Source organism: Streptomyces sp. NPDC001513, assembly GCF_042894695.1.
Lineage (GTDB): Bacteria > Actinomycetota > Actinomycetes > Streptomycetales > Streptomycetaceae > Streptomyces.
Window position 1 is genome coordinate 553,814 of record NZ_JBIAVU010000005.1, and the last position, 17,971, is coordinate 571,784.

Consider the following 17,971-nt stretch of genomic DNA (forward strand, 5'->3'; position numbering starts at 1 on the left):
GACCGGCTGCGTCCCGCTACTTGGCGCAGATCGCCTTGTCGGCCTGGGCCTGCTGGACGTCCTCGGGAAGCTGCTGCGGGGCCGACGGCCCGAGCGGTGCCCCCGGCTTGTCGAAGTCCGGACCCAGCGTCAGCTTCATCGGGGCCTTCGCCGCCGCGTCCGCCGTCCCCATCTTCAGCGCGGTGACCGGCAGCCCCAGGGCGTCCGCGAGCGCCCGGGCCTGGTCTGCCTGGTTGGGCGCGTACTCCAGCTGCGTGGCACCGACCTTCGCCGGGGCGTTGCCCTGGTTGCTGGACTTGGACATCCCCTTGGTGTTCTGCAGCCAGTTCAGTGTGGTGGAGGCGGCGCCCGAGGGCCCGCCGCCGTTGTAGACGCTCACCCGTACGTCCCCGGCGGCCGCCCGGTTGCCCTGGAGCAGCGCGTCCTGCTTGGCCTTCGCGTCCGCGTCGGCGGCCTCCTTCGCCGCCTGCTCCTTCTTCTCGACCTCCGTGAGCGAGACGTCCCCCCGGATCATCTGCAGCAGCGGGTCGGCCAGGGACTTCTCGACGACGACGGTCGCCTTCTTGCCCTCCGGCTCGGCCGGATTGTCCTTCACGGGCAGGGTGGTGAAGGTGACGTTCTTCGTGTCGATGTTCTTCAACTCACCGGCCAGGTCGGTGAGCTTGGAGATGGACCCGATCCCCGAGTCCACGCCGAGCGACTTGGTGGCCGCCTCCGCGAGGGACAGGAACTTCTTGGGGCTGGTCAGCGTCTCCTTGGACTTCATCTCACGCATCATCGAACCCAGGAACTGCTGCTGGATCCGGATCCGGTCGAGGTCGCTGTTGTTGCCGAAGCCGTGCCGGGTACGGACGAAGGCGAGGGCCTGCTCGCCCTCCAGCCGGTGTTCACCGGGGCCCAGCTTGAGGTGCGAGCCCTCCTCGTCGTTCACGGCCTTGTCCAGGCACACCGGCACGCCGCCGACCGCCGTGCTCAGCGTCTTGACGGCGTTGAAGTCGGCCATCATGAAGTGGTCGACCTCGATCCCGGTGAGTTCCTTGACCGTGCGCATGGTGCAGCCCGCGTCGCGGCCCTCCTGGCCCAGGCTGGTGTTGAAGCGGGTGTTCTTGGAGGGCGCGATCGTCTTCGTCGAACCGTCCGGCTGCTTCGTCGGGCAGGCCGGGATGTTCGTGATCAGGTCGCGGGGGATGGACAGCGCGGTCGCGTTCGTCCGGTCCTTCGAGACGTGGAACAGGATCGTCGTGTCGGCGTGGCCGACGCTGTCCTTGTCCCCGTAGCCCTCATTGCCGGCGCCGCTGCGCTTGTCGGTGCCGATGACCAGGATGTTGATCGCCTGGTCCTTCTTGAAACCGCCCGTGCCCGCTCCCGCGACGTCGGTGACGCTGAGGTTGCCGTTCAGGTGGTCGTAGTAGAGGTACGCCGCCGTGGCGCCGCCGATCAGCAGGAGCGCGAGCGTCCCGCTGGTGATCAGCAGCGCCTTCTTGCGGCGTCCGCCGCCACCGCCGCCCTTGCGGGAGCGCCCGCCGCGCCGGCCTCCGGGCGGGCCGTCGCCGCGGCGCGGCTTCGGTACGCCGGGGGAGGGGGCGGTGGGCGCGGCAGGGGCCGAGGCCGATCTGCGGGGCGCGCCGACCCTGGGACGCGGCTGCGCCTGCGCAGCGGAGTCGCCCAGTTGCAGTTCGTAGTTGCCTGTGCGGGGATTGAGCACCCACTGGTCGGCGGGGTCGATCTCGTCCGCCCGTCCACGGCTTTGCGCATCCACGGTTGCTCGAATCCTCCGTCGGTGCCTCGCGACGCGCCTCCCCCAGGCGCCCGGTCAACGATCCGGCTGCTGGCACCCGGTCTCTGGTCCGGCCGGGCACCGGATCGCTCACCCTATCCGCCCTGTTCGGCCGCAAACCATGCTGGTGACAAATTCCACTCCCCTTATAACGGGGTGAACCACCCATCCCACTCGGTTCGGTCACCGGCTTTTGGGATTGCTTTACCGGCAGTCGGCGTTCTCCGCCGTGGTGCCGGTAAAGGTGGGGACGGGAACGGAGGGTGTCACGGTTCCACCGGAGGCCGTCCCCGTGGGCGCGGGTGTGGGCGTCGTCACGGGTGTGGGGGTGGGCACGGCCTCCGGCGGGGCGACCGTCACCGGCTGGTCCGCCCGCAGCTGTTGGAACAGCCGCGCCGCGTCCGGCTCCGCCAGCTCGTCCCGGTTCGGGTCCCCGGAGTAGGGCCGGCGGGGCACGGTCAGGAACTTCACCTGGTCCGTCGGTATGTCCCGGATGCCGCGCACGAGTTCGTACAGGCCGCGCAGCGAGGCCAGCCCGGGGTCCGTGGTCACCGAGGAGGTCGCCGCGTCCAGCAGCGGGTACAGCCGCGCCGGATTCAGCAGAACCCCGTTGCTCTTCACCTTCTTGACGAGCGAACCGAGGAACTGCTGCTGGCGCTCCATCCGTTCGGTGTCACTGCCGTTGCCCAGGCTGTACCGGGCCCGGACGAAGCCCAGCGCCTGCTCCCCCTGGAGCGTCTGCCGCCCGGCGGCCAGCCTCAGCTTGGCCTCGGAGTCGTCCACCGGCTCCTTGAGGCAGATCTCGACCCCGCCGATGGCGTCGACCATCTTCTTGAACCCGCCGAAGTCGATCACCATGTGGTGGTCGATCCGGATCCCGGTGAGCTTCTCCACCGTACGGATCGTGCAGGCGGCCCCGCCCCACTGGAACGCCCAGTTGAACTGCGCGAACCGATCGCCGGTACGGCTCCCGTCCGCCTTCAGGCAGGGCGGGATCTCCGTCATCAGGTCCCGCGGTATCGACACCGCCGTCGCGCTCCTGCGGTCCTCCGGCAGGTGCAGCAGGATCGTGGTGTCCGAGCGCTGGGTTCCCTCGTCCTGCCCGTACGGGGCGTTGTCCTTGCCGGAGCGCGAGTCCGAGCCGATCAGCAGGATGTTCTGGGAGCCGGTGGCGAGGTGCTCCGGGCGGTCGCGCTCGTAGCGGCCCAGTTCGGCCGCCGCGGAGGTGTCCTCCGTGATGTTCCCGTCGAGCTTGTTGTAGAGCCACCAGCCGGTGGCCGTCCCCGCCAGGACCAGGAAGGCCAGCCCGAGGCCGATCCAGCGCAGCAGGCGGCGCCGGCGGTTCCGCGGGGGCCGTCCGGCTCCCGCGCCCGCACCGGTGCCGCCCGGTATGCCTGCGCTGCCCGTCACTGGCGTCCGTCCCCTCGCCGCTACGACCTCAGGCCCGGCCGTACGGGTGAGTGCGGCCACTGCCGATCCTGCCCCCGGGCCACCGGAGCAGCCTGGGGGCGGGGGCCTGTCTAGGGCCGTCCGGGTGACAAATCGCCCGTTCCCGCGGTTGAGCAGTGTGGGTGACGGGCGCGGACGGCCCGGGCGGGGACCGCGGAGGACCGGATGGCCCGACCGGCGGTGGACGGTCTACACGGTGTGGGTGACGCGCTCGCTCTCGGTCCGCTGGGCCAGCGCCTGCGCCGACAGCCGGTCCAGGTTCCGGCACAGCACCACGGACCCGCCCGCGGCCAGCGGGCCGTACAGCCCGGCCGAGAGCCCGTCCCAGGTGTCGTAGCCGAGCCCGGTCAGCACCCGTGCGTCCGCGCCGAGGCCGAGCTTCACCGCGTCCTCCCGGGCGCGGGCGGTGAGCGCCGCGTACGAGAGCTCCTCGCCGCCGACGACCAGCCCGGCGTCATCGGCGTTCACCGGCGCGAAGGGGGCGAAGCGGTCGCCCTGGCCCGGCACCTCCACCGCGTAGTCCGCGTACCCGGCCGGCGGCCCCTGCGGGAACCGCCCGCCCAGCGGCCGCAGCGCGAGCGCCACCCGCTCGCCCTGGCATGCCAGACCCTGCTCCAGCGTGTCCGGCCCGCTGACGACGAGGTCCGCACCGGCCGGATCGCCGCCGATCTCGGCCACGACCCCGACCGAGGAACAGGCGAGCAGCCAGACCGCGCTCTGCCAGTGCGCCGGGAGCAGCAGCGCGAGCCGGTCACCGGGCTCGGCGCCCAGGTCGCCCTGGAGCAGATTGGCGGTCTTGGCCACCCAATTGGCGAAGGTCGCGACGGACAATTCGACGCGCTCGCCGGTGGCGTCGTCGTAGAAGGTGACGAGCGGGCGGCCCGGATCGGCGGCGAGCGCGGATCGCAGCAGGTCGGCAGGGGTGCGGTCAGTGGCGTTCACCCGGCACAGGGTACGCGGGCCCGTCCCCCGTACGGGGGCCGCCGGCTCCACCGTACGGGGGAGGGGTACACGGCCCGCCAGCGGACGCACCGTCAGTTCTCGGATGGCGCCGGGCCGTGCGGGTGCTCACCATCCTTGTCATGCGTGGATTCCTTGCTTCCTCGATCGGCGTCGCGACGGCCGCCGCACTGGCCCTGCCCCTCGCGCTCCCTACTCCGGCCCTGGCCACTCCATCCACGGGGGCGGTCGCTCCCGTGACCCCGGGCGGGTCCACCCAGTCGCTGCCGCTCGTCCCCCTGGGACCCTCGGCGGACCGCACCCCCGGCGTCCCCGGCATGAGCGCCTCGCCCCGCGTGCCCGAGACGCAGGGCCTCGACGCCCGCGAGGTCAAGACGTTCTCGATGGTCGGTGTCGTCTGGGACGACGCCGGCACCGAACTCCACGGCCGGGTCCAGGTCCGTACCCGCTCCGTCCGGACCGCCGCCTGGTCCGACTGGCAGGACGTCGAGATCCACAACAGCGAGCACGCGGCCGACCCCGGCGCGGCGGAACGCGCCTCCGGCCGCGTCCGCGGCGCGACCGCCCCGCTGTGGGTCGGCGAGTCCGACGGCGTCGAGGTCCGCGTCCAGGCGGAACCCGGCGCCCCGTCCACCCGCCCGGGATCCCGGCTGCCCTCGGGCATGCGGATCGAACTCGTCGACCCGGGCGCGGACGTGCCCGTCAGGGCGGCGGACGGCAAGAACGGCGGCCCGGTGGGCGACGACAAGGGCGAGGTGGTCGCCCCCGGCATGACGATGGAGACGGCCGAGGCCTCCGCGGCGAACGTGCCGCACGCCGCGCTCGGCGCCGACGAGATCCCCGAGCTGAACAAGGCCGACTCCACCGCCGACGCCGTCTTCGCGAGCGACGGCGAACTGACCGCGGCGGCCGCCCCGTTCATCGGCCCGCGCCCGCGCATCGTCACCCGCAAGGGGTGGGGCGCCGACGAGTCCCTGCGCGAGAAGGCCTTCGTGTACACCGGCACGGTGAAGGCGGCCTTCGTCCACCACAGCGCCTCCGGCAACAACTACGCCTGCAAGGACGCCCCGGCGGTGCTGCGCAGCCTGTACCGCTACCACGTGATCAGCAGCGGCTGGCGCGACCTCGGCTACAACTTCGCCGTCGACAAGTGCGGCACCGTCTACGAGGGCCGCGCGGGCGGCGTCTCCAAGGCGGTGCTCGGCGCCCACACCATGGGCTTCAACACGAACAGCATGGGCGTCGTGGTGCTCGGCACGTACACCTCGGCGGCACCCCCGGCGGTGGCGGTCGACGCGGTCTCCCGCCTCACGGCCTGGAAGCTCGGCCTCTTCGGCCGCGACCCGCGCGGAAAGACGACCCTGACGTCGGGCGGCGGCAACCGCTACCCGAAGGGCAGGAACGTGTCGATGAACGTCATCTCGGGCCACCGCGACGGCTTCGCCACGGAATGCCCGGGCAAGAAGCTGTACGGCAAACTCCCGACGACGCGGACGAACTCGGCCAAACTCCAAGGTCGTTAGCGCCGTAGCCAGGGCTCCGACCCGAACCCCCTACGGCGCTCCGCGCCCGCGCCTCAAACGCCGGCCGGGCTGAAATTGCCCCTCCGCGGCAATCCAGCCCGCCGGGCGGCACTTGACAGCGCAGCTCCGCCAAATCCAGCCCCTCCGGCGTTTGAGGAGCGGGGTGCGGGGCGGAGCCCCGGTCTTTTCAGCCTCGCCGGCGTTTGAGGCGCGGGGCCGGGCGGAGCCCGGTGGGGTGCGGGGCGGAGCCACCGGCAGGGCTACGCTCGACGCATGGCCGGCCGCTTCGATCCACTCACCCGTACCGCCGTACGCGGCGGCCGCACCGACGTCCCGCCCGGCCGAGGAGCCACCGCCGGCGTCGGCGCCAAGGAACGCCGGTGGACCCCCGAGGGCCCCCTGGACCTCGGCCTCACCCTCGGCCCCCTCAGACGCGGCCCCGCCGACCCCACCTTCCGCACCACCCCCGACGGCTCGCTCTGGCGCACCGCCCGCACCCCGCAGGGCCCGGCCACCCTCCGCGTGGCCCGCGCGGGCGAGCAGGTGCACGCCGAGGCCTGGGGCCCCGGCGCCGACTGGTTCCTCGAACAGCTCCCCGTGCTCCTCGGCGCCGGCGACGACCCCGCCGCCTTCGTCCCCCGCCACCGCCTCGTGCACGCCAGCCACCGCCGCCGCCCGGGCCTGCGCCTCACGCGTACCGGCATGGTCCTGGAGTCCCTGATCCCCACGGTCCTGGAGCAGAAGGTCACCTCCGACGAGGCCTACCGCTCCTGGCGCCGCCTCGTGCGGCAGTACGGCGAGCCCGCGCCCGGGCCGCAGGACCTGTACGTCGTGCCCGACGCCCGCACCTGGGCCATGATCCCGTCCTGGGACTGGCACAAGGCCGGCGTCGACGCCAAGCGCTCCGCCACCATCGTCCGGGCCGCCCGCGTGGCGAACCGCCTGGAGGAGGCCGCCGCCATGGCCCCGGCCGAGGCCGTGCGCAGGCTGGAGGCCGTTCCCGGCATCGGCCCGTGGACCTCCGCCGAAACCCTCCAGCGCAGCAACGGCGACCCCGACGCCGTGACCACCGGCGACCTCCACCTGCCCGGCATCATCGGCTACGCCCTCGTCGGCGACCGCGACACCGACGACGACGCCATGCTGGAGCTCCTCGCCCCGTACGCCGGGCAGCGCCACCGCGCCGCCCGCCTGATCCTCCTCGCGGGCCACACCCCGCCCCGCCGCACGCCCCGCATGCCGCGCGGCGACATCGGCCGGCTCTGACCCGCAGCCCTGCAAGCCCGCAGACCCGCCGACCCGAAGGCTCAGCGGACCTCGATGAACTCCTCCGCCGTCCGGACCGGCCGCCCGGCCGGAGCCGCGGCGGGGTGGCCCACCGCCACCGCCCCCATCGGGTCCCAGTCCCGCGGCAGCCCCAGGACCTCCCGCACCACGTCCCGGCAGAACATCGTCGAGGACACCCACGCCGACCCCAGCCGCTCCCCGGCCAGCGCGACCAGCAGGTTCTGCACGCCCGCGCCCATCGCGACCACGAACATCTCCCGCTCCGCCGCGTCCCGCCGCGCGTGCCCGTAGTGGTGCGCGCCGTCCGTCACCAGGCACGGCACCACCAGGTACGGGGCGTTCCGCAGCACGTCCCCGCGCCGCACCCGCTTCGCCACCGACTCCTCGGACTTGCCGTCCGCCCGCAGGTCCGCGATCCACGCGTCCCGCATCGCGTCCAGCAGCTCCGTCCGCGAGGCCTCGGACTCCAGCAGCACGAACCGCCACGGCGTCGTGTGGTGCGGGGCCGGGGCCGTCACGGCCGCCGCCACCGCCCGCCGTACCGCGCCCGGGTCCACCGGCTCCGCCGTGAAGGCCCGTACGGTACGGCGCTGCGTGACGGCTTCCCGTACGGCCTCCGAGGTGCCCAGCCGGAACATGTCGTCGGCGGGGGTGCGCACCAGGTCCCGGGCCGAGGAGCCCTCGCCCAGGACGTGGGCCAGGCCGCGTACGACGGCCACGGGCAGCCCGGCCGCCTTGCCCTTGACCAGGTCGCCGGCGGCGGCCAGCTCGTCCGCCGTGGCCACCACGGTCGCGCTCAGCGGATTGCCGTGCGCGTCCGTGCCGCCGCGCAGGTCGTCCAGGACCCGTACGCCGGCCGAGCCGATCGCCACGTCGGTGAGTCCGGTGCGCCACGGCCGCCCGAAGGTGTCCGTGACGACCACGCCCACGTCCACGGAGAGGACGTCGCGCACCCCGGCGCGGATCGCGGCGGCCGAGGCATCGGGGTCCTCGGGCAGCAGCAGCACCGTGCCGGGGGCGGTGTTGGAGGCGTCCACGCCGGCGGCGGCCATCACCAGGCCCTGCCGGTTCTCGACGATGCGCAGCGGGCCCCGGCGCGCGACCACCCGTACGGTCTCCGCGTCTATGGCCGCCTCGCGCGAGTCCGCCTCGACGATACGGCCCTCGGCCTTGGAGACGATCTTCGAGGTGACGAGCAGGACGTCCCCGTCGCGCAGGTCGGGCGCGGCCGTCGTGATCAGCTTCGCCAGGTCGTCGCCCGGCCTGATCTCCGGCATCCCGCCGACGGCCCGCACCTCGTACGACGGCAGGCGCCCGGTGGTCGGCTCCGTCACCGGGAGGCCTCCGCCAGTTCCAGCGCGGCCAGGGCCATCTCGGCGGTCGCCTCCAGGTCGGTCATCATCAGAGGCACCGCGCGGCAGGTGATCCCGGCGGCCTCCACCTCGGCGACGGCGTCCGCGTCGGTGGTGTCCACCAGCCAGCCGTCGAGCAGCTCGGTCCCGTAGTGCAGGGCGACGGCCGCGGCCGTGGCCTCGACGCCGACCGCGGCCAGCACCTTGTCGGCCATCCCGCGCACGGGCGCGCCCCCGACGATGGGGGAGAGGCCGATCACGGGCGCCGCGGCGCTGGCCACGGCTTCCCGGATGCCGGGAACGGAGAGGATCGTCCCGACCGAGACCACGGGGTTCGAGGGCGGGAAGAGGATCACGTCGGCGGCGGCGATGGCCTCCAGCACGCCGGGCGCGGGCTTGGCCTGCTCGGCGCCGACGGGTACGACGGCCTCCGCGTCCACCGCGGCGCGCAGCCGGACCCAGTACTCCTGGAAGTGGATGACCCGTCGCTCTCCCGTCCCGGCCTCGGTGATCGCGACGTGGGTCTCGACCCGGTCGTCGGACATGGGCAGCAGCCGCACGCCGGGCTGCCAGCGGTCGCAGAGGGCCTCCGTGACGGCGCTCAGCGGGTAGCCCGCGCCGAGCATCTGCGTACGGACGATGTGGGTGGCGAAGTCGCGGTCGCCGAGGCCGAACCAGGTGGGTCCGACCCCGTACGCCGCGAGCTCCTCCTTGACGGTGAAGGACTCGTCGGTGCGGCCCCAGCCCTGGTCCTCGTTGATGCCACCGCCGAGGGTGTACATCACCGTGTCGAGGTCGGGGCAGACCTTGAGCCCGAACAGGTGGATGTCGTCACCGGTGTTGCCGATGACCGTGATGTCCGCGTCGGGCAGTGCCGACTTGAGTCCGCGGAGGAACCGGGCGCCGCCTATACCGCCGGCCAGAACAACAATGCGCATGCGGACAGTTTGTCAGGGCGGGCAGGTGGGCGGTCAGGCAGGCACGGACGCCGTTTCGGCCGGGGAGCAGCTGTGCATCGGCATCTCGGTCAGGCCGGGGAAGTACACGTGCAGGCTGACCGCGCCGTCGAGGGTGTCGTTGACGACCTCGTGCGCGAAGCCGGGGGCGAGGACGCGCTGGGTTCCGGGGCGGTGGGTGAGCCGTCCGCGTGAGGTGTGCTCGGTGAGCTCGCCTTCGAGCACGGTCAGGACGCCGGAGGAGGCGCCGTGGTCGTGCGCGCCGCTGCCCTGGCCGGGGACCCAGCTGAGCAGCCAGACCTCGTAGCCGGGGCCGGTGCGCAGCCGGTGGTACCAGCGGGTGGTGGCGTCGTACCGGACGAGGTGCTGCCAGGAGGCGCGGTCCTCGGCGATGGAGCGGGCGAGGCCGACGAACTCGGCGACGGTGGCCGGGTGTTCCCGGGCGGGCTGGAGGAGGTGCTGTACGGCGAGGATGTCGCCGGCGATCTGCAGGTCGCTCTCGACGGGCGCGGCGGGCGCCAGGGGCGCGGTGGCGGCGGTGGGGGCGGCGGCAGTGGGGGTGGCGCTGTACGTGCTGTTCATCGTGGGGGTTACCTCGACGGATGTCAGTCGTGCTGGCGGTTGCTGTGGGGGCGGGCCGGAGCTCACGGGAGCCGGGGCTCCGGGGGCATCAACAGCTGCAACAGCAACAGCGAACCTGGGCAGCGCACAGGAACCCACGAATGGGGGTCCGGGTGGCGGCTGCGGGCGCTGACATGCAAACAAGGAGAACGGTTCGGAGGTCGGACTGTCAACCCAATGTCCGGTTTGGGGTAAAAGTTTCACCTCATCCGGTTACTGTGCGCGGAGAAAGGTTTGTGCAATCTCCGGCAGGGGATGTGGCGCTGTGCCAGGGCTCAAACCCCAACCCGCCATCTCGTGACCGGAATGTGATCTGCGCCGCTTCTCCGGCTGGATCGCAACCCCACCCTCAGGTGGCACGTGGATAACGGGTGAAGGCGGGAGTCTCGCGACACCTGATGCATGTGTCACGATTTTTGGCGATATGAACACTTTCTGCATACGCTTGGTTCCGCAGAGTGAATAAGGGGCCCAATAGCAGATCCCGGCTTGACTGCTCCGGAGCCACGCACTTGTAATTTCACTCGTGTCGTTACGTAGCGATCAGTAACGGCATCACCACGGGGACGCACAGACAGAGCGAGGGGCGCACATGACCGAGCTGTTTCAGGAACTGCTGGTCGAGGAGGCGGACGAAGAGCTCGGATGGCAGGAGCGCGCTCTGTGCGCCCAGACCGACCCCGAGTCCTTCTTCCCCGAGAAGGGCGGCTCCACCCGCGAGGCCAAGAAGGTCTGCCTCGCCTGCGAAGTCCGCTCCGAATGCCTTGAGTACGCCCTCGCCAACGACGAGCGATTCGGCATCTGGGGCGGCCTGTCCGAGCGCGAGCGCCGCCGGCTGAAAAAGGCAGCGGTCTGAAACGGCCGGGGCACCACCGACCCGGCACCCACCGCACAACGCACGACATATCGAACGCTCGAAAGACATCACACAGAGCACCTCAAACGGTCCGCCTCCTGCACCTTCCCCGCAGGAGGCGGACCGTTGTGTTGCCAGCCGTTAGGGTGGGGCGCTGTCCAGCAGCCTCCGAGGGCACACCACCCCCGGACCCTCCCCCCGGCCCCGTCCGGAGGGACCCCCAGGCCGGAGGGCCAGTAGCGCGATGTCCCTGCACAGCCAGTCGGCGGCCTCCCACCAGGCCCCCGCCACACCCGAGTTCCCCCGGCACGTAGTCACCGCGGTCCTCGTCGCCCATGACGGCGCCCGCTGGCTGCCCCGGACACTCGCCGGCCTCCTCGGCCAGGAACGCCCCGCGCAGAACCACATCGCCGCCGACACCGGCAGCGCGGACGAATCCGCGCGGCTGCTCACCGAGGCCCTCGGCGACGACCGCGTCCTGCACCTCGCCCGCCGCACCGGATTCGGTACGGCCGTGGACGAATCCGCCCGGAGCGCGGGCACCCTGACCCCCGAGGACCTCCCGTACCTCAAGCGCCCCAGCGGCTGGGATCCGGTCAGCCGCACCTGGCGCGACGACACGTACGACCTCCCCGAACTCCCCCACGGCGAACCCGTCCAGTGGCTCTGGCTCCTGCACGACGACAGCGCCCCCGAACCCGACGCCCTCACCGAACTGCTCCGCGTCGCCGAGGAGAACCCCGACGCCGCCGTCATCGGCCCCAAACTGCGCGGCTGGTACGACAAGAAGCAGCTCCTCGAAGCCGGCGTCACCATCGCCCGCAGCGGCCGCCGCTGGACCGGACTCGACCGCCGGGAACAGGACCAGGGCCAGCACGACCAGGTCCGCCCCGTCCTGTCCGTCTCCACCGCCGGCATGCTGGTCCGCCGCGACGTCTACGACGACCTCGGCGGCTTCGACCGCCGCCTGCCCCTCATGCGCGACGACGTCGACCTGTGCTGGCGCGCCCAGAGCGCCGGCCACACCGTCCTCGTCGCCCCCGACGCCGTACTGCGCCACGCCGAGGCCTCCGCCCGCGAACGCCGCACCGTCGACTGCGCCGGCCGCACCGCGGCCGGCCCGCACCGCGTCGACAAGGCCGGCGCCGTCTACACCATCCTCGCCAACAGCTCCGGCCGCGCCCTGCCCTACGTCCTGCTGCGCGTCCTCCTCGGCACCGTCCTGCGCACCCTCGCCTACCTCATCGGCAAGGCCCCCGGCCAGGCCGTCGACGAGATCACCGGCCTCCTCGCGACCCTGCTGCGCCCCGGCCGGATCCTCGCCGCCCGCAAGGCCCGCCGCCGCCCCGCCGTCCCCGCCGCCGACCTGCGCCCGCTCTTCCCCCCGCCGGGAGCCTCCCTGCGGGCCAATGCGGAACAGCTCGCCGGCTACTTCGGCGGCGACCGCGACACCGACGTCGCCCCCGCCGGCCGGCACGGCGGAGGCAGCATCCTGAACGCCCCCGGCGAGGACGGCGACTACGCCGTGGCCGAGGAACGCTTCGCCCGCCTCAAGCGGATCGCCCGCAACCCCGCGCCGGTCCTCTTCGGCCTCCTCCTGCTCGTCTCCCTCGCCGCCTGCCGCGGCCTCGTCGGAGGCGGCTCCCTCATGGGCGGCGCCCTGCTGCCCGCCCCCGACAGCGGCCCCGACCTCTGGCGCGCCTACACCGACGGCTGGCAGGCCGTCGGCACCGGCTCCACCGCCGCCGCGCCCCCCTACCTGGCCGTCCTCGGTGCCCTCGCCACCCTGCTGTTCGGCTCCACCCAGGCCGCACTGACCCTGCTGCTCGTCGGATCCGTCCCGCTCGCCGGCCTCACCGCCTACTTCGCCTCCCGGCCCCTCGTCGAGTCCCGGCTGCTGCGCGCCTGGGCCGCCATCGCCTACGCCTTCCTCCCCGCCGTCACCGGAGCCCTCGCCGGCGGCCGCCTCGGCACCGCCGTCCTCGCCGTCGTGCTCCCGCTCATCGCCCGCTCCGCCGTCGCCGCCTTCGCCCTCGGCGACGAGTCGACCGCCGACAGGCGGGGCAGCCGGCGCGCGGTGTGGACGTACACGCTCCTGCTGACCCTGGCCACCGCCTTCACCCCCGTGGTCTGGCCGCTCGCCGCCCTCCTCGGGACCGCCGCACTCGTCCTGCGCCGCGCGCACTGGAAGGCGTACGGCCCCCGGCTGCTCGCCACCCTCGCCGTCCCGCTGCTCGTGCTCGCCCCCTGGTCGATCGGCCTGCTCACGCACCCCGGCCGCCTCCTCCAAGAGGCCGGACTGCCCTACGGAACCGGCGCCGCCGGCGCCCTCGACCTGCTCGGCATCAACCCCGGCGGCCCCGGCACCGGCACCGGCCTGCTCCTCGCCGGCATCGTCCTCGCCGCACTGGCCGCCCTGCTGCGCACCGACCGCCGGTTCGCCGTCCGCACCGCCTGGGCCGCCGCCCTGGCCGCACTGCTCCTCGCCGTCCTCGCCAACCGGACCGCCTGGGCCGGCCCCGCCACCCTCGTCTACGGACTCGCCCTGCTCGCGGCCGCCGCGCTCGGCGCGGACGGCGCCAAGGAGCGGGTCGCCGCCCGCAGCTTCGGCTGGCGCCAGCCGCTGGCCGCGCTCATCGCCCTCGCCGCCGCCGCGGGCCCGCTGGTCGCCGCCGCCACCTGGATGATCGCCGGCGCCGACGGCCCGCTGGAGCGCCGCGACCCGGTACAGGTCCCGGCCTTCGTCGCCGACGCCGGTGGCGACGACAACCAGACCCGCACCCTGATCCTCGACCTGGACCCGCCCGCCACCGTCTCCTACAGCCTCGTCCGCGGCTCCGGCGGCCGCCTCGGCGACGCCGAGATCACCGCCCGGACCGGCGGCGACGCCCGCCTCGACAAGGTCGTCTCCAACCTGGTCGCCGGCTCCGGCGCCGACCAGTCCAGCCAGCTCAGCGCCTACGCCATCCGCTTCGTGATGTTCCGCCCCGGCGGCCCCGAAGAGATCCGCCGCGTCCTCGACGCCACCCCGGGCCTCAGCCGGCGCCACCAGCAGGACGGCACCTCACTGTGGGGCGTCGAACCCTGGCTGCCGCGCGCCGTCATCGTCTCCGGCAAGCAGGGCGAGGCCCCGATCCCGGTCGCCGCCGGACCCGTCGAAGCCCACGGCAAGATCCCCTCCGGCGAGGCCGGCCGCGTGCTGCGCATCGCCGACCGCGCCGACGCCGGCTGGCAGGCCACCCTCGACGGCAAGCCCCTCAAGGCGAAGACCCTCGACGGCTGGGCGCAGGGCTTCGAACTGCCCGCCGCCGGCGGCCGCCTCGACCTCGTCCACGAGGACTCCCTCCTGCAGAGCGCCTGGTACTGGGCACAGGGCCTCCTCGCCCTGGTCCTGCTGGTGATGGCCCTGCCGGGCCGCCGCGCCCAGCTCGACGACGACCTGCCCGAGGAGGAGGCCGCGATCCCGTCCCAGCCCGGCCCGGGCGAGGCCGGCGAGGGCCGCCGCGCCCGCCGGCTGCGCGCCGAGGCCGAGCCCGCCCCCGTACCGGTGGAGACCGCCGCGGTCGCCGACCCGTACGCGCAGATCCCGGCGCAGCCGGTCTACGGCGAGGAGACGTACGCCTACCAGGCCTACGGCGACCAGGGCGGCTACTCCTACGAGGCGCAGCCCCAGCAGCCGATCCCGTACGAGCAGTACCCGGGATACGACCAGCAGGGACAGCAAGGGCAGCCGGAACAGCAAGGGCAGCCGGGTCAGCCGGGACAGCAGGCCTACGAGGCCCCGTACCAGCAGCAATACCCGTACGAGCAGTACGAGCAGTACGAGCAGTACGACCCCCACGCACCGTACGACCCCCACGCACCGCACGACCCGCGTCCCGACGGGAGCACCCAGCAGTGAAGCAGCGCGCACCCCTGACGCTGGCCGCCGTGACCGCGGCGCTGGCCGCCCTCGCCGGCATCGCCGCCCTCACCGCCCCCGCCGCCGACGGCAAGACCGCCGACGGCAAGGCGGCGGCCGCGGCCCGGATGCCGGTGGAGCGGTCCCTGCTGGTGTGCCCGGGGCCCAGCTCCTCGGACATCGCGGAGACCACGTACACCTCCTTCACCCCGGGCGCCCCCGCCGGAGAGGGCAAGGGCTCGGCCCGGCTGCTCGGCGCGACCAAGGACGCCAAGCCGGTGCTGGAGGCCAAGGAACCGGGCAAGCCCGTCGGGGCCACCGCCAACGGCGCCGACGCGCCCGCCCTCACCGGCAGCGCCGACGGGGCCCTCGCCCCCGGCTGGACGGCCCAGCTGACCACCAAGGTCTCGGTCGGCCGCGCCCGCGGCGTGCTCGGCGTCGGCTGCACCGCGCCCGGCACCGACTTCTGGTTCCCCGCGGTGAGCACGGCCAAGGGCCGCGAGGACTACGTCCACCTCACCAACCCCGACGACGCCGCGGCCATCGTCGACATCAAGCTCTTCGGCCCGGACGGACTGGCCAAGCCCGAGGGCGGCGCCAGCGAGAACATCCGCGTCGACCCCAAGTCCACCAAGACCGTCCTGCTCTCCTCCCTCGTCCCGGGCGCCCAGCTCGCCGACGCCACCGCCCACGTGACGACCCGCGCGGGCCGGGTGGGCGCCTCGGTGCAGGTCGCCGAGGAGGGCGTGGGCGCCGACTGGCTGCCGGCCTCCACGGACCCGGCGGGCTCGCTGGTGCTGCCGGGCATCCCGGCCGACGCAGCCTCCGTACGGCTCGTGGCGTTCGTACCGGGCGAGGAGGACGCCGACCTGAAGGTGCGCCTGGCCGCGCCCGGCGGTGCGATCAGCCCGGCGGGCAGCGAACAGCTGCACGTCAAGGCCGGTATGACGGCCGTCCTGGACCTCAAGGACCTGACCCGCGGCGAGCCCGGTTCGCTGCTGCTGGGCCCGGTCGACGCCAAGAAGGCCGCCCCGGTCGTCGCGGCGGTACGGGTGGTCCGCGGCAGCGGCGCCAAGCAGGAGCTCGGCTTCGTCCCGGCCGCCGGACCGGTCGGGACACGGGCGACCGTGGCCGACAACCGGCCCGAGGAGAACACCACCGTGCTGTCGCTGACCGCCCCCGCCGCCGACGCCAAGGTCAAGGTGACGGCCTCGCCGGGCACCGGCGGCGGCGAGCCGGCCTCCCAGGAGGTCACGGTCAAGGCCGGCACCACGCAGACGCTGTCCCTGGCCCCGGCCGGCGGCAAGGGCTCCTACGCGCTCACCGTCGAGACCCTCTCGGGCGGCCCGGTCCACGCGGCCCGCACGCTGTCCCTCCCGGCCGACGGCATCGCGATGTTCACCGTCCAGACCCTGTCGGACGACCACTCCACGGTCACCGTCCCCCGGGCCGCCCAGGACCTCTCGGTCCTGACCAGGTAACCCGGCTCCACCGGACGACGAGGCGGGGACCCCCTGGGGGTCCCCGCCTCCGTCACTCCTGCCCGTACCGCGGATCCACGGTCTCGGGCGACAGCCCGAGCAGCTCCGCCACCTGCTCCACCACGATCTCGTGGACCAGCATCGCCTTCTCGTCCCGCGTCTTCGTGCGGATCTCCACCGGCCGCCGGAAGACCACCACCCGGGCCGGCCGGCCCTCGCGCGACTCCGACACCGCACCCAGCGGCACCGCCTCGTCGTTCCAGCCGCCGTCCGCGCCACCCGGCGGACCGGGGACGTCACCGACGAGGAACTCCACCTCGCCCAGCTGCGGCCAGCGCCGCTCCAGCCGCTCCACGGAATCCCGTACGAGGTCCCCGAACAGTTCCGCCCGGCTCGCCGACAGCGGCACCTGAGGAGGGGCCACCGGCCCGCGCATCCCGCGTCCGTGCCGGTCCCGCCGGCGCGGACGCGGCTCGGTGGGGGCCCCTGCGGGGGGCTCGCCGGGGCAGGGAGGCAGAGGGGTGTCCATCACCCCCGCAGGGTAGCTCCGAGGACGACACGGGGGAGCGAGCGGCGGTGGAGTCGTCGCGGCCCGGTCAAGAGTGCGGTACCGTCCAACGTCGTGAGCCTTGTACGTCGCTGTTCGCGCACCGCGTGCGGCCGCCCTGCCGTCGCGACACTGACGTACGTCTACGCCGATTCGACCGCAGTTCTCGGCCCGCTCGCCACCTACGCCGAACCTCATTGCTACGACCTGTGTGCCGAGCACTCGGAGCGCCTGACCGCCCCGCGCGGCTGGGACGTCGTCCGCCTGTCCGACGGCTCCGGGCCGTCCCGCCCCAGTGGCGACGACCTCGAAGCCCTCGCCAACGCGGTCCGCGAAGCCGCCCGCCCGCCCGGGCGCGCGGCCGAGGCCGGCGGCTCCGGCCAGGGCCGCCCGGCCACCGGCGAGACCCGTCGTGGACACCTGCGCGTCCTGAGATCGCCCGATTCCTGACGCCCCGATCGCCTCGGAAGGCGCTCCTGGTTCAAGGTAGGTTTGCCGCCGAACCGCACAGAACCTCAGGAGGGCAGGCAGTGGCCGCAGATCTTTCGAACATCGTCAAGGCGTATGACGTGCGTGGCGTCGTGCCGGACGAGTGGGACGAGTCCTTGGCGGAGCTGTTCGGTGGTGCGTTCGTGGAGGTGACGGGTGCTTCGGCGATCGTGATCGGTCATGACATGCGGCCGTCGTCGCCGGGTCTGTCGGTTGCGTTCGCGCGGGGTGCGGCCGCGCGCGGGGTGGATGTGACCCTGATCGGTCTGTGCTCGACGGATCAGCTGTACTACGCCTCCGGTTCGTTGAACCTGCCGGGTGCGATGTTCACGGCCTCGCACAATCCGGCGAAGTACAACGGCATCAAGTTGTGTCGTGCGGGTGCGGCTCCGGTGGGTCAGGACACGGGTCTGTCGCAGATCCGTGAGCTGGTGGAGAAGTGGTCGGAGGCGGGCGCCCCGGCGATCCCGGCCGGCACTGTCCCGGGCACGGTGACTGAGCTGGACAGCCTGCCGGGGTATTCGGCGCACCTGCGGGGTCTGGTGGATCTGTCGGCGATCCGTCCGCTGAAGGTGGTGGTGGACGCGGGCAACGGCATGGGCGGTCACACCGTCCCGACCGTGTTCGAGGGCCTGCCGCTGGACCTGGTCCCGATGTACTTCGAGCTGGACGGCACCTTCCCCAACCACGAGGCGAACCCGCTGGATCCGAAGAACATCGTGGATTTGCAGGCGCGGGTGCTGGCGGAGGGCGCGGATCTGGGTATCGCCTT

At 73.4% G+C, this 17,971-nt stretch carries 13 protein-coding genes and 1 pseudogene; 7 read left to right on the forward strand and 7 right to left on the reverse strand.

The window, feature by feature from the left end; translation table 11 throughout:
• Positions 1–16: 16 nt before the first annotated feature.
• From ACFYZ4_RS14430 to ACFYZ4_RS14440, 3 genes are all read right to left on the reverse strand, one after another.
• Positions 17–1,759, reverse strand: a complete 1,743-nt coding sequence (locus ACFYZ4_RS14430) for an LCP family protein (protein WP_351301058.1) — start codon at positions 1,757–1,759, stop codon at positions 17–19.
• A 222-nt stretch (positions 1,760–1,981) separates the two neighbouring features.
• Entirely contained in the window at positions 1,982–3,187 is a 1,206-nt protein-coding gene (locus ACFYZ4_RS14435; protein ID WP_351301055.1) for an LCP family protein, read from the reverse strand.
• 228 nt (positions 3,188–3,415) lie between these two features.
• Positions 3,416–4,168, reverse strand: a complete 753-nt coding sequence (locus tag ACFYZ4_RS14440) for a TIGR03089 family protein (RefSeq protein WP_384351200.1) — start codon at positions 4,166–4,168, stop codon at positions 3,416–3,418.
• Between the two features lie 140 nt (positions 4,169–4,308).
• On the opposite strand from ACFYZ4_RS14440, the gene ACFYZ4_RS14445 reads away from it, so the two are divergent.
• Together ACFYZ4_RS14445 and ACFYZ4_RS14450 are read left to right on the forward strand one after the other, a co-directional pair.
• The gene (locus tag ACFYZ4_RS14445; protein ID WP_390784007.1) at positions 4,309–5,709 is read left to right on the forward strand and encodes a peptidoglycan recognition protein; all 1,401 of its coding nucleotides are present in this window, start codon (positions 4,309–4,311) and stop codon (positions 5,707–5,709) included.
• Between the two features lie 273 nt (positions 5,710–5,982).
• Positions 5,983–6,975 carry a DNA-3-methyladenine glycosylase family protein gene (locus ACFYZ4_RS14450; protein WP_390784008.1) on the forward strand — a complete coding sequence of 331 codons (993 nt, stop codon included), beginning with the start codon at positions 5,983–5,985 and terminating at the stop codon, positions 6,973–6,975.
• A 41-nt stretch (positions 6,976–7,016) separates the two neighbouring features.
• Here ACFYZ4_RS14450 and ACFYZ4_RS14455 read toward each other — a convergent pair whose 3' ends face one another.
• From ACFYZ4_RS14455 to ACFYZ4_RS14465, 3 genes are read right to left on the reverse strand one after another with little or no spacing between them, the layout of a single operon-like run.
• Positions 7,017–8,330 carry a coenzyme F420-0:L-glutamate ligase gene (locus tag ACFYZ4_RS14455; RefSeq protein ID WP_351301044.1) on the reverse strand — a complete coding sequence of 438 codons (1,314 nt, stop codon included), beginning with the start codon at positions 8,328–8,330 and terminating at the stop codon, positions 7,017–7,019.
• Positions 8,327–9,286, reverse strand: coding sequence for a 2-phospho-L-lactate transferase (gene cofD, locus ACFYZ4_RS14460; protein WP_351301041.1), 960 nt, complete (start codon positions 9,284–9,286; stop codon positions 8,327–8,329). Before cofD ends, ACFYZ4_RS14455 begins: the two co-directional genes overlap by 4 nt.
• 33 nt (positions 9,287–9,319) lie before the next feature.
• The gene (locus tag ACFYZ4_RS14465; protein WP_351301038.1) at positions 9,320–9,886 is read right to left on the reverse strand and encodes a cysteine dioxygenase family protein; all 567 of its coding nucleotides are present in this window, start codon (positions 9,884–9,886) and stop codon (positions 9,320–9,322) included.
• A gap of 631 nt (positions 9,887–10,517) precedes the next feature.
• Between ACFYZ4_RS14465 and ACFYZ4_RS14470 the strand changes: the two genes are divergently transcribed.
• The 3 genes from ACFYZ4_RS14470 to ACFYZ4_RS14480 all read left to right on the forward strand — a co-directional run bounded on the left by ACFYZ4_RS14470 (position 10,518) and on the right by ACFYZ4_RS14480 (position 16,163).
• Positions 10,518–10,781, forward strand: a complete 264-nt coding sequence (locus ACFYZ4_RS14470; RefSeq protein ID WP_003983763.1) for a WhiB family transcriptional regulator — start codon at positions 10,518–10,520, stop codon at positions 10,779–10,781.
• A gap of 244 nt (positions 10,782–11,025) precedes the next feature.
• A complete protein-coding gene (locus tag ACFYZ4_RS14475) occupies positions 11,026–14,682 on the forward strand; it encodes a glycosyltransferase family 2 protein (protein WP_390784009.1) in 3,657 nt (1,218 codons plus the stop codon).
• Positions 14,679–16,163 carry a DUF5719 family protein gene (locus tag ACFYZ4_RS14480; RefSeq protein ID WP_390784010.1) on the forward strand — a complete coding sequence of 495 codons (1,485 nt, stop codon included), beginning with the start codon at positions 14,679–14,681 and terminating at the stop codon, positions 16,161–16,163. Before ACFYZ4_RS14475 ends, ACFYZ4_RS14480 begins: the two co-directional genes overlap by 4 nt.
• Before the next feature lie 52 nt (positions 16,164–16,215).
• On the opposite strand, the gene ACFYZ4_RS14485 is transcribed toward ACFYZ4_RS14480, so the two are convergent.
• Positions 16,216–16,692 (reverse strand): metallopeptidase family protein, encoded by a 477-nt coding sequence (locus ACFYZ4_RS14485; protein WP_362860254.1) that lies wholly within the window; start codon positions 16,690–16,692, stop codon positions 16,216–16,218.
• A gap of 93 nt (positions 16,693–16,785) precedes the next feature.
• Between ACFYZ4_RS14485 and ACFYZ4_RS14490 the strand changes: the two genes are divergently transcribed.
• Both ACFYZ4_RS14490 and manB read left to right on the forward strand, forming a co-directional pair.
• On the forward strand, positions 16,786–17,160 hold the full coding sequence (locus ACFYZ4_RS14490; RefSeq protein WP_030716567.1) for a DUF3499 domain-containing protein: 375 nt from the start codon (positions 16,786–16,788) through the stop codon (positions 17,158–17,160).
• An 80-nt stretch (positions 17,161–17,240) separates the two neighbouring features.
• A pseudogene (manB, locus tag ACFYZ4_RS14495) lies at positions 17,241–17,971 on the forward strand (phosphomannomutase/phosphoglucomutase); the annotation flags it as partial.

What these genes read in the sequence shown, in the direction of transcription:
- ACFYZ4_RS14445 (WP_390784007.1), top strand. Translation starts at nt 4,309, where the DNA reads ATGCGTGGATTCCTTGCTTCCTCGATCGGCGTCGCGACGGCCGCCGCA.
- ACFYZ4_RS14450 (WP_390784008.1), top strand. Translation starts at nt 5,983, where the DNA reads ATGGCCGGCCGCTTCGATCCACTCACCCGTACCGCCGTACGCGGCGGC.
- cofD (WP_351301041.1), bottom strand. Translation starts at nt 9,286, where the DNA reads ATGCGCATTGTTGTTCTGGCCGGCGGTATAGGCGGCGCCCGGTTCCTC.
- ACFYZ4_RS14465 (WP_351301038.1), bottom strand. Translation starts at nt 9,886, where the DNA reads ATGAACAGCACGTACAGCGCCACCCCCACTGCCGCCGCCCCCACCGCC.
- ACFYZ4_RS14470 (WP_003983763.1), top strand. Translation starts at nt 10,518, where the DNA reads ATGACCGAGCTGTTTCAGGAACTGCTGGTCGAGGAGGCGGACGAAGAG.
- ACFYZ4_RS14475 (WP_390784009.1), top strand. Translation starts at nt 11,026, where the DNA reads ATGTCCCTGCACAGCCAGTCGGCGGCCTCCCACCAGGCCCCCGCCACA.
- ACFYZ4_RS14485 (WP_362860254.1), bottom strand. Translation starts at nt 16,692, where the DNA reads ATGGACACCCCTCTGCCTCCCTGCCCCGGCGAGCCCCCCGCAGGGGCC.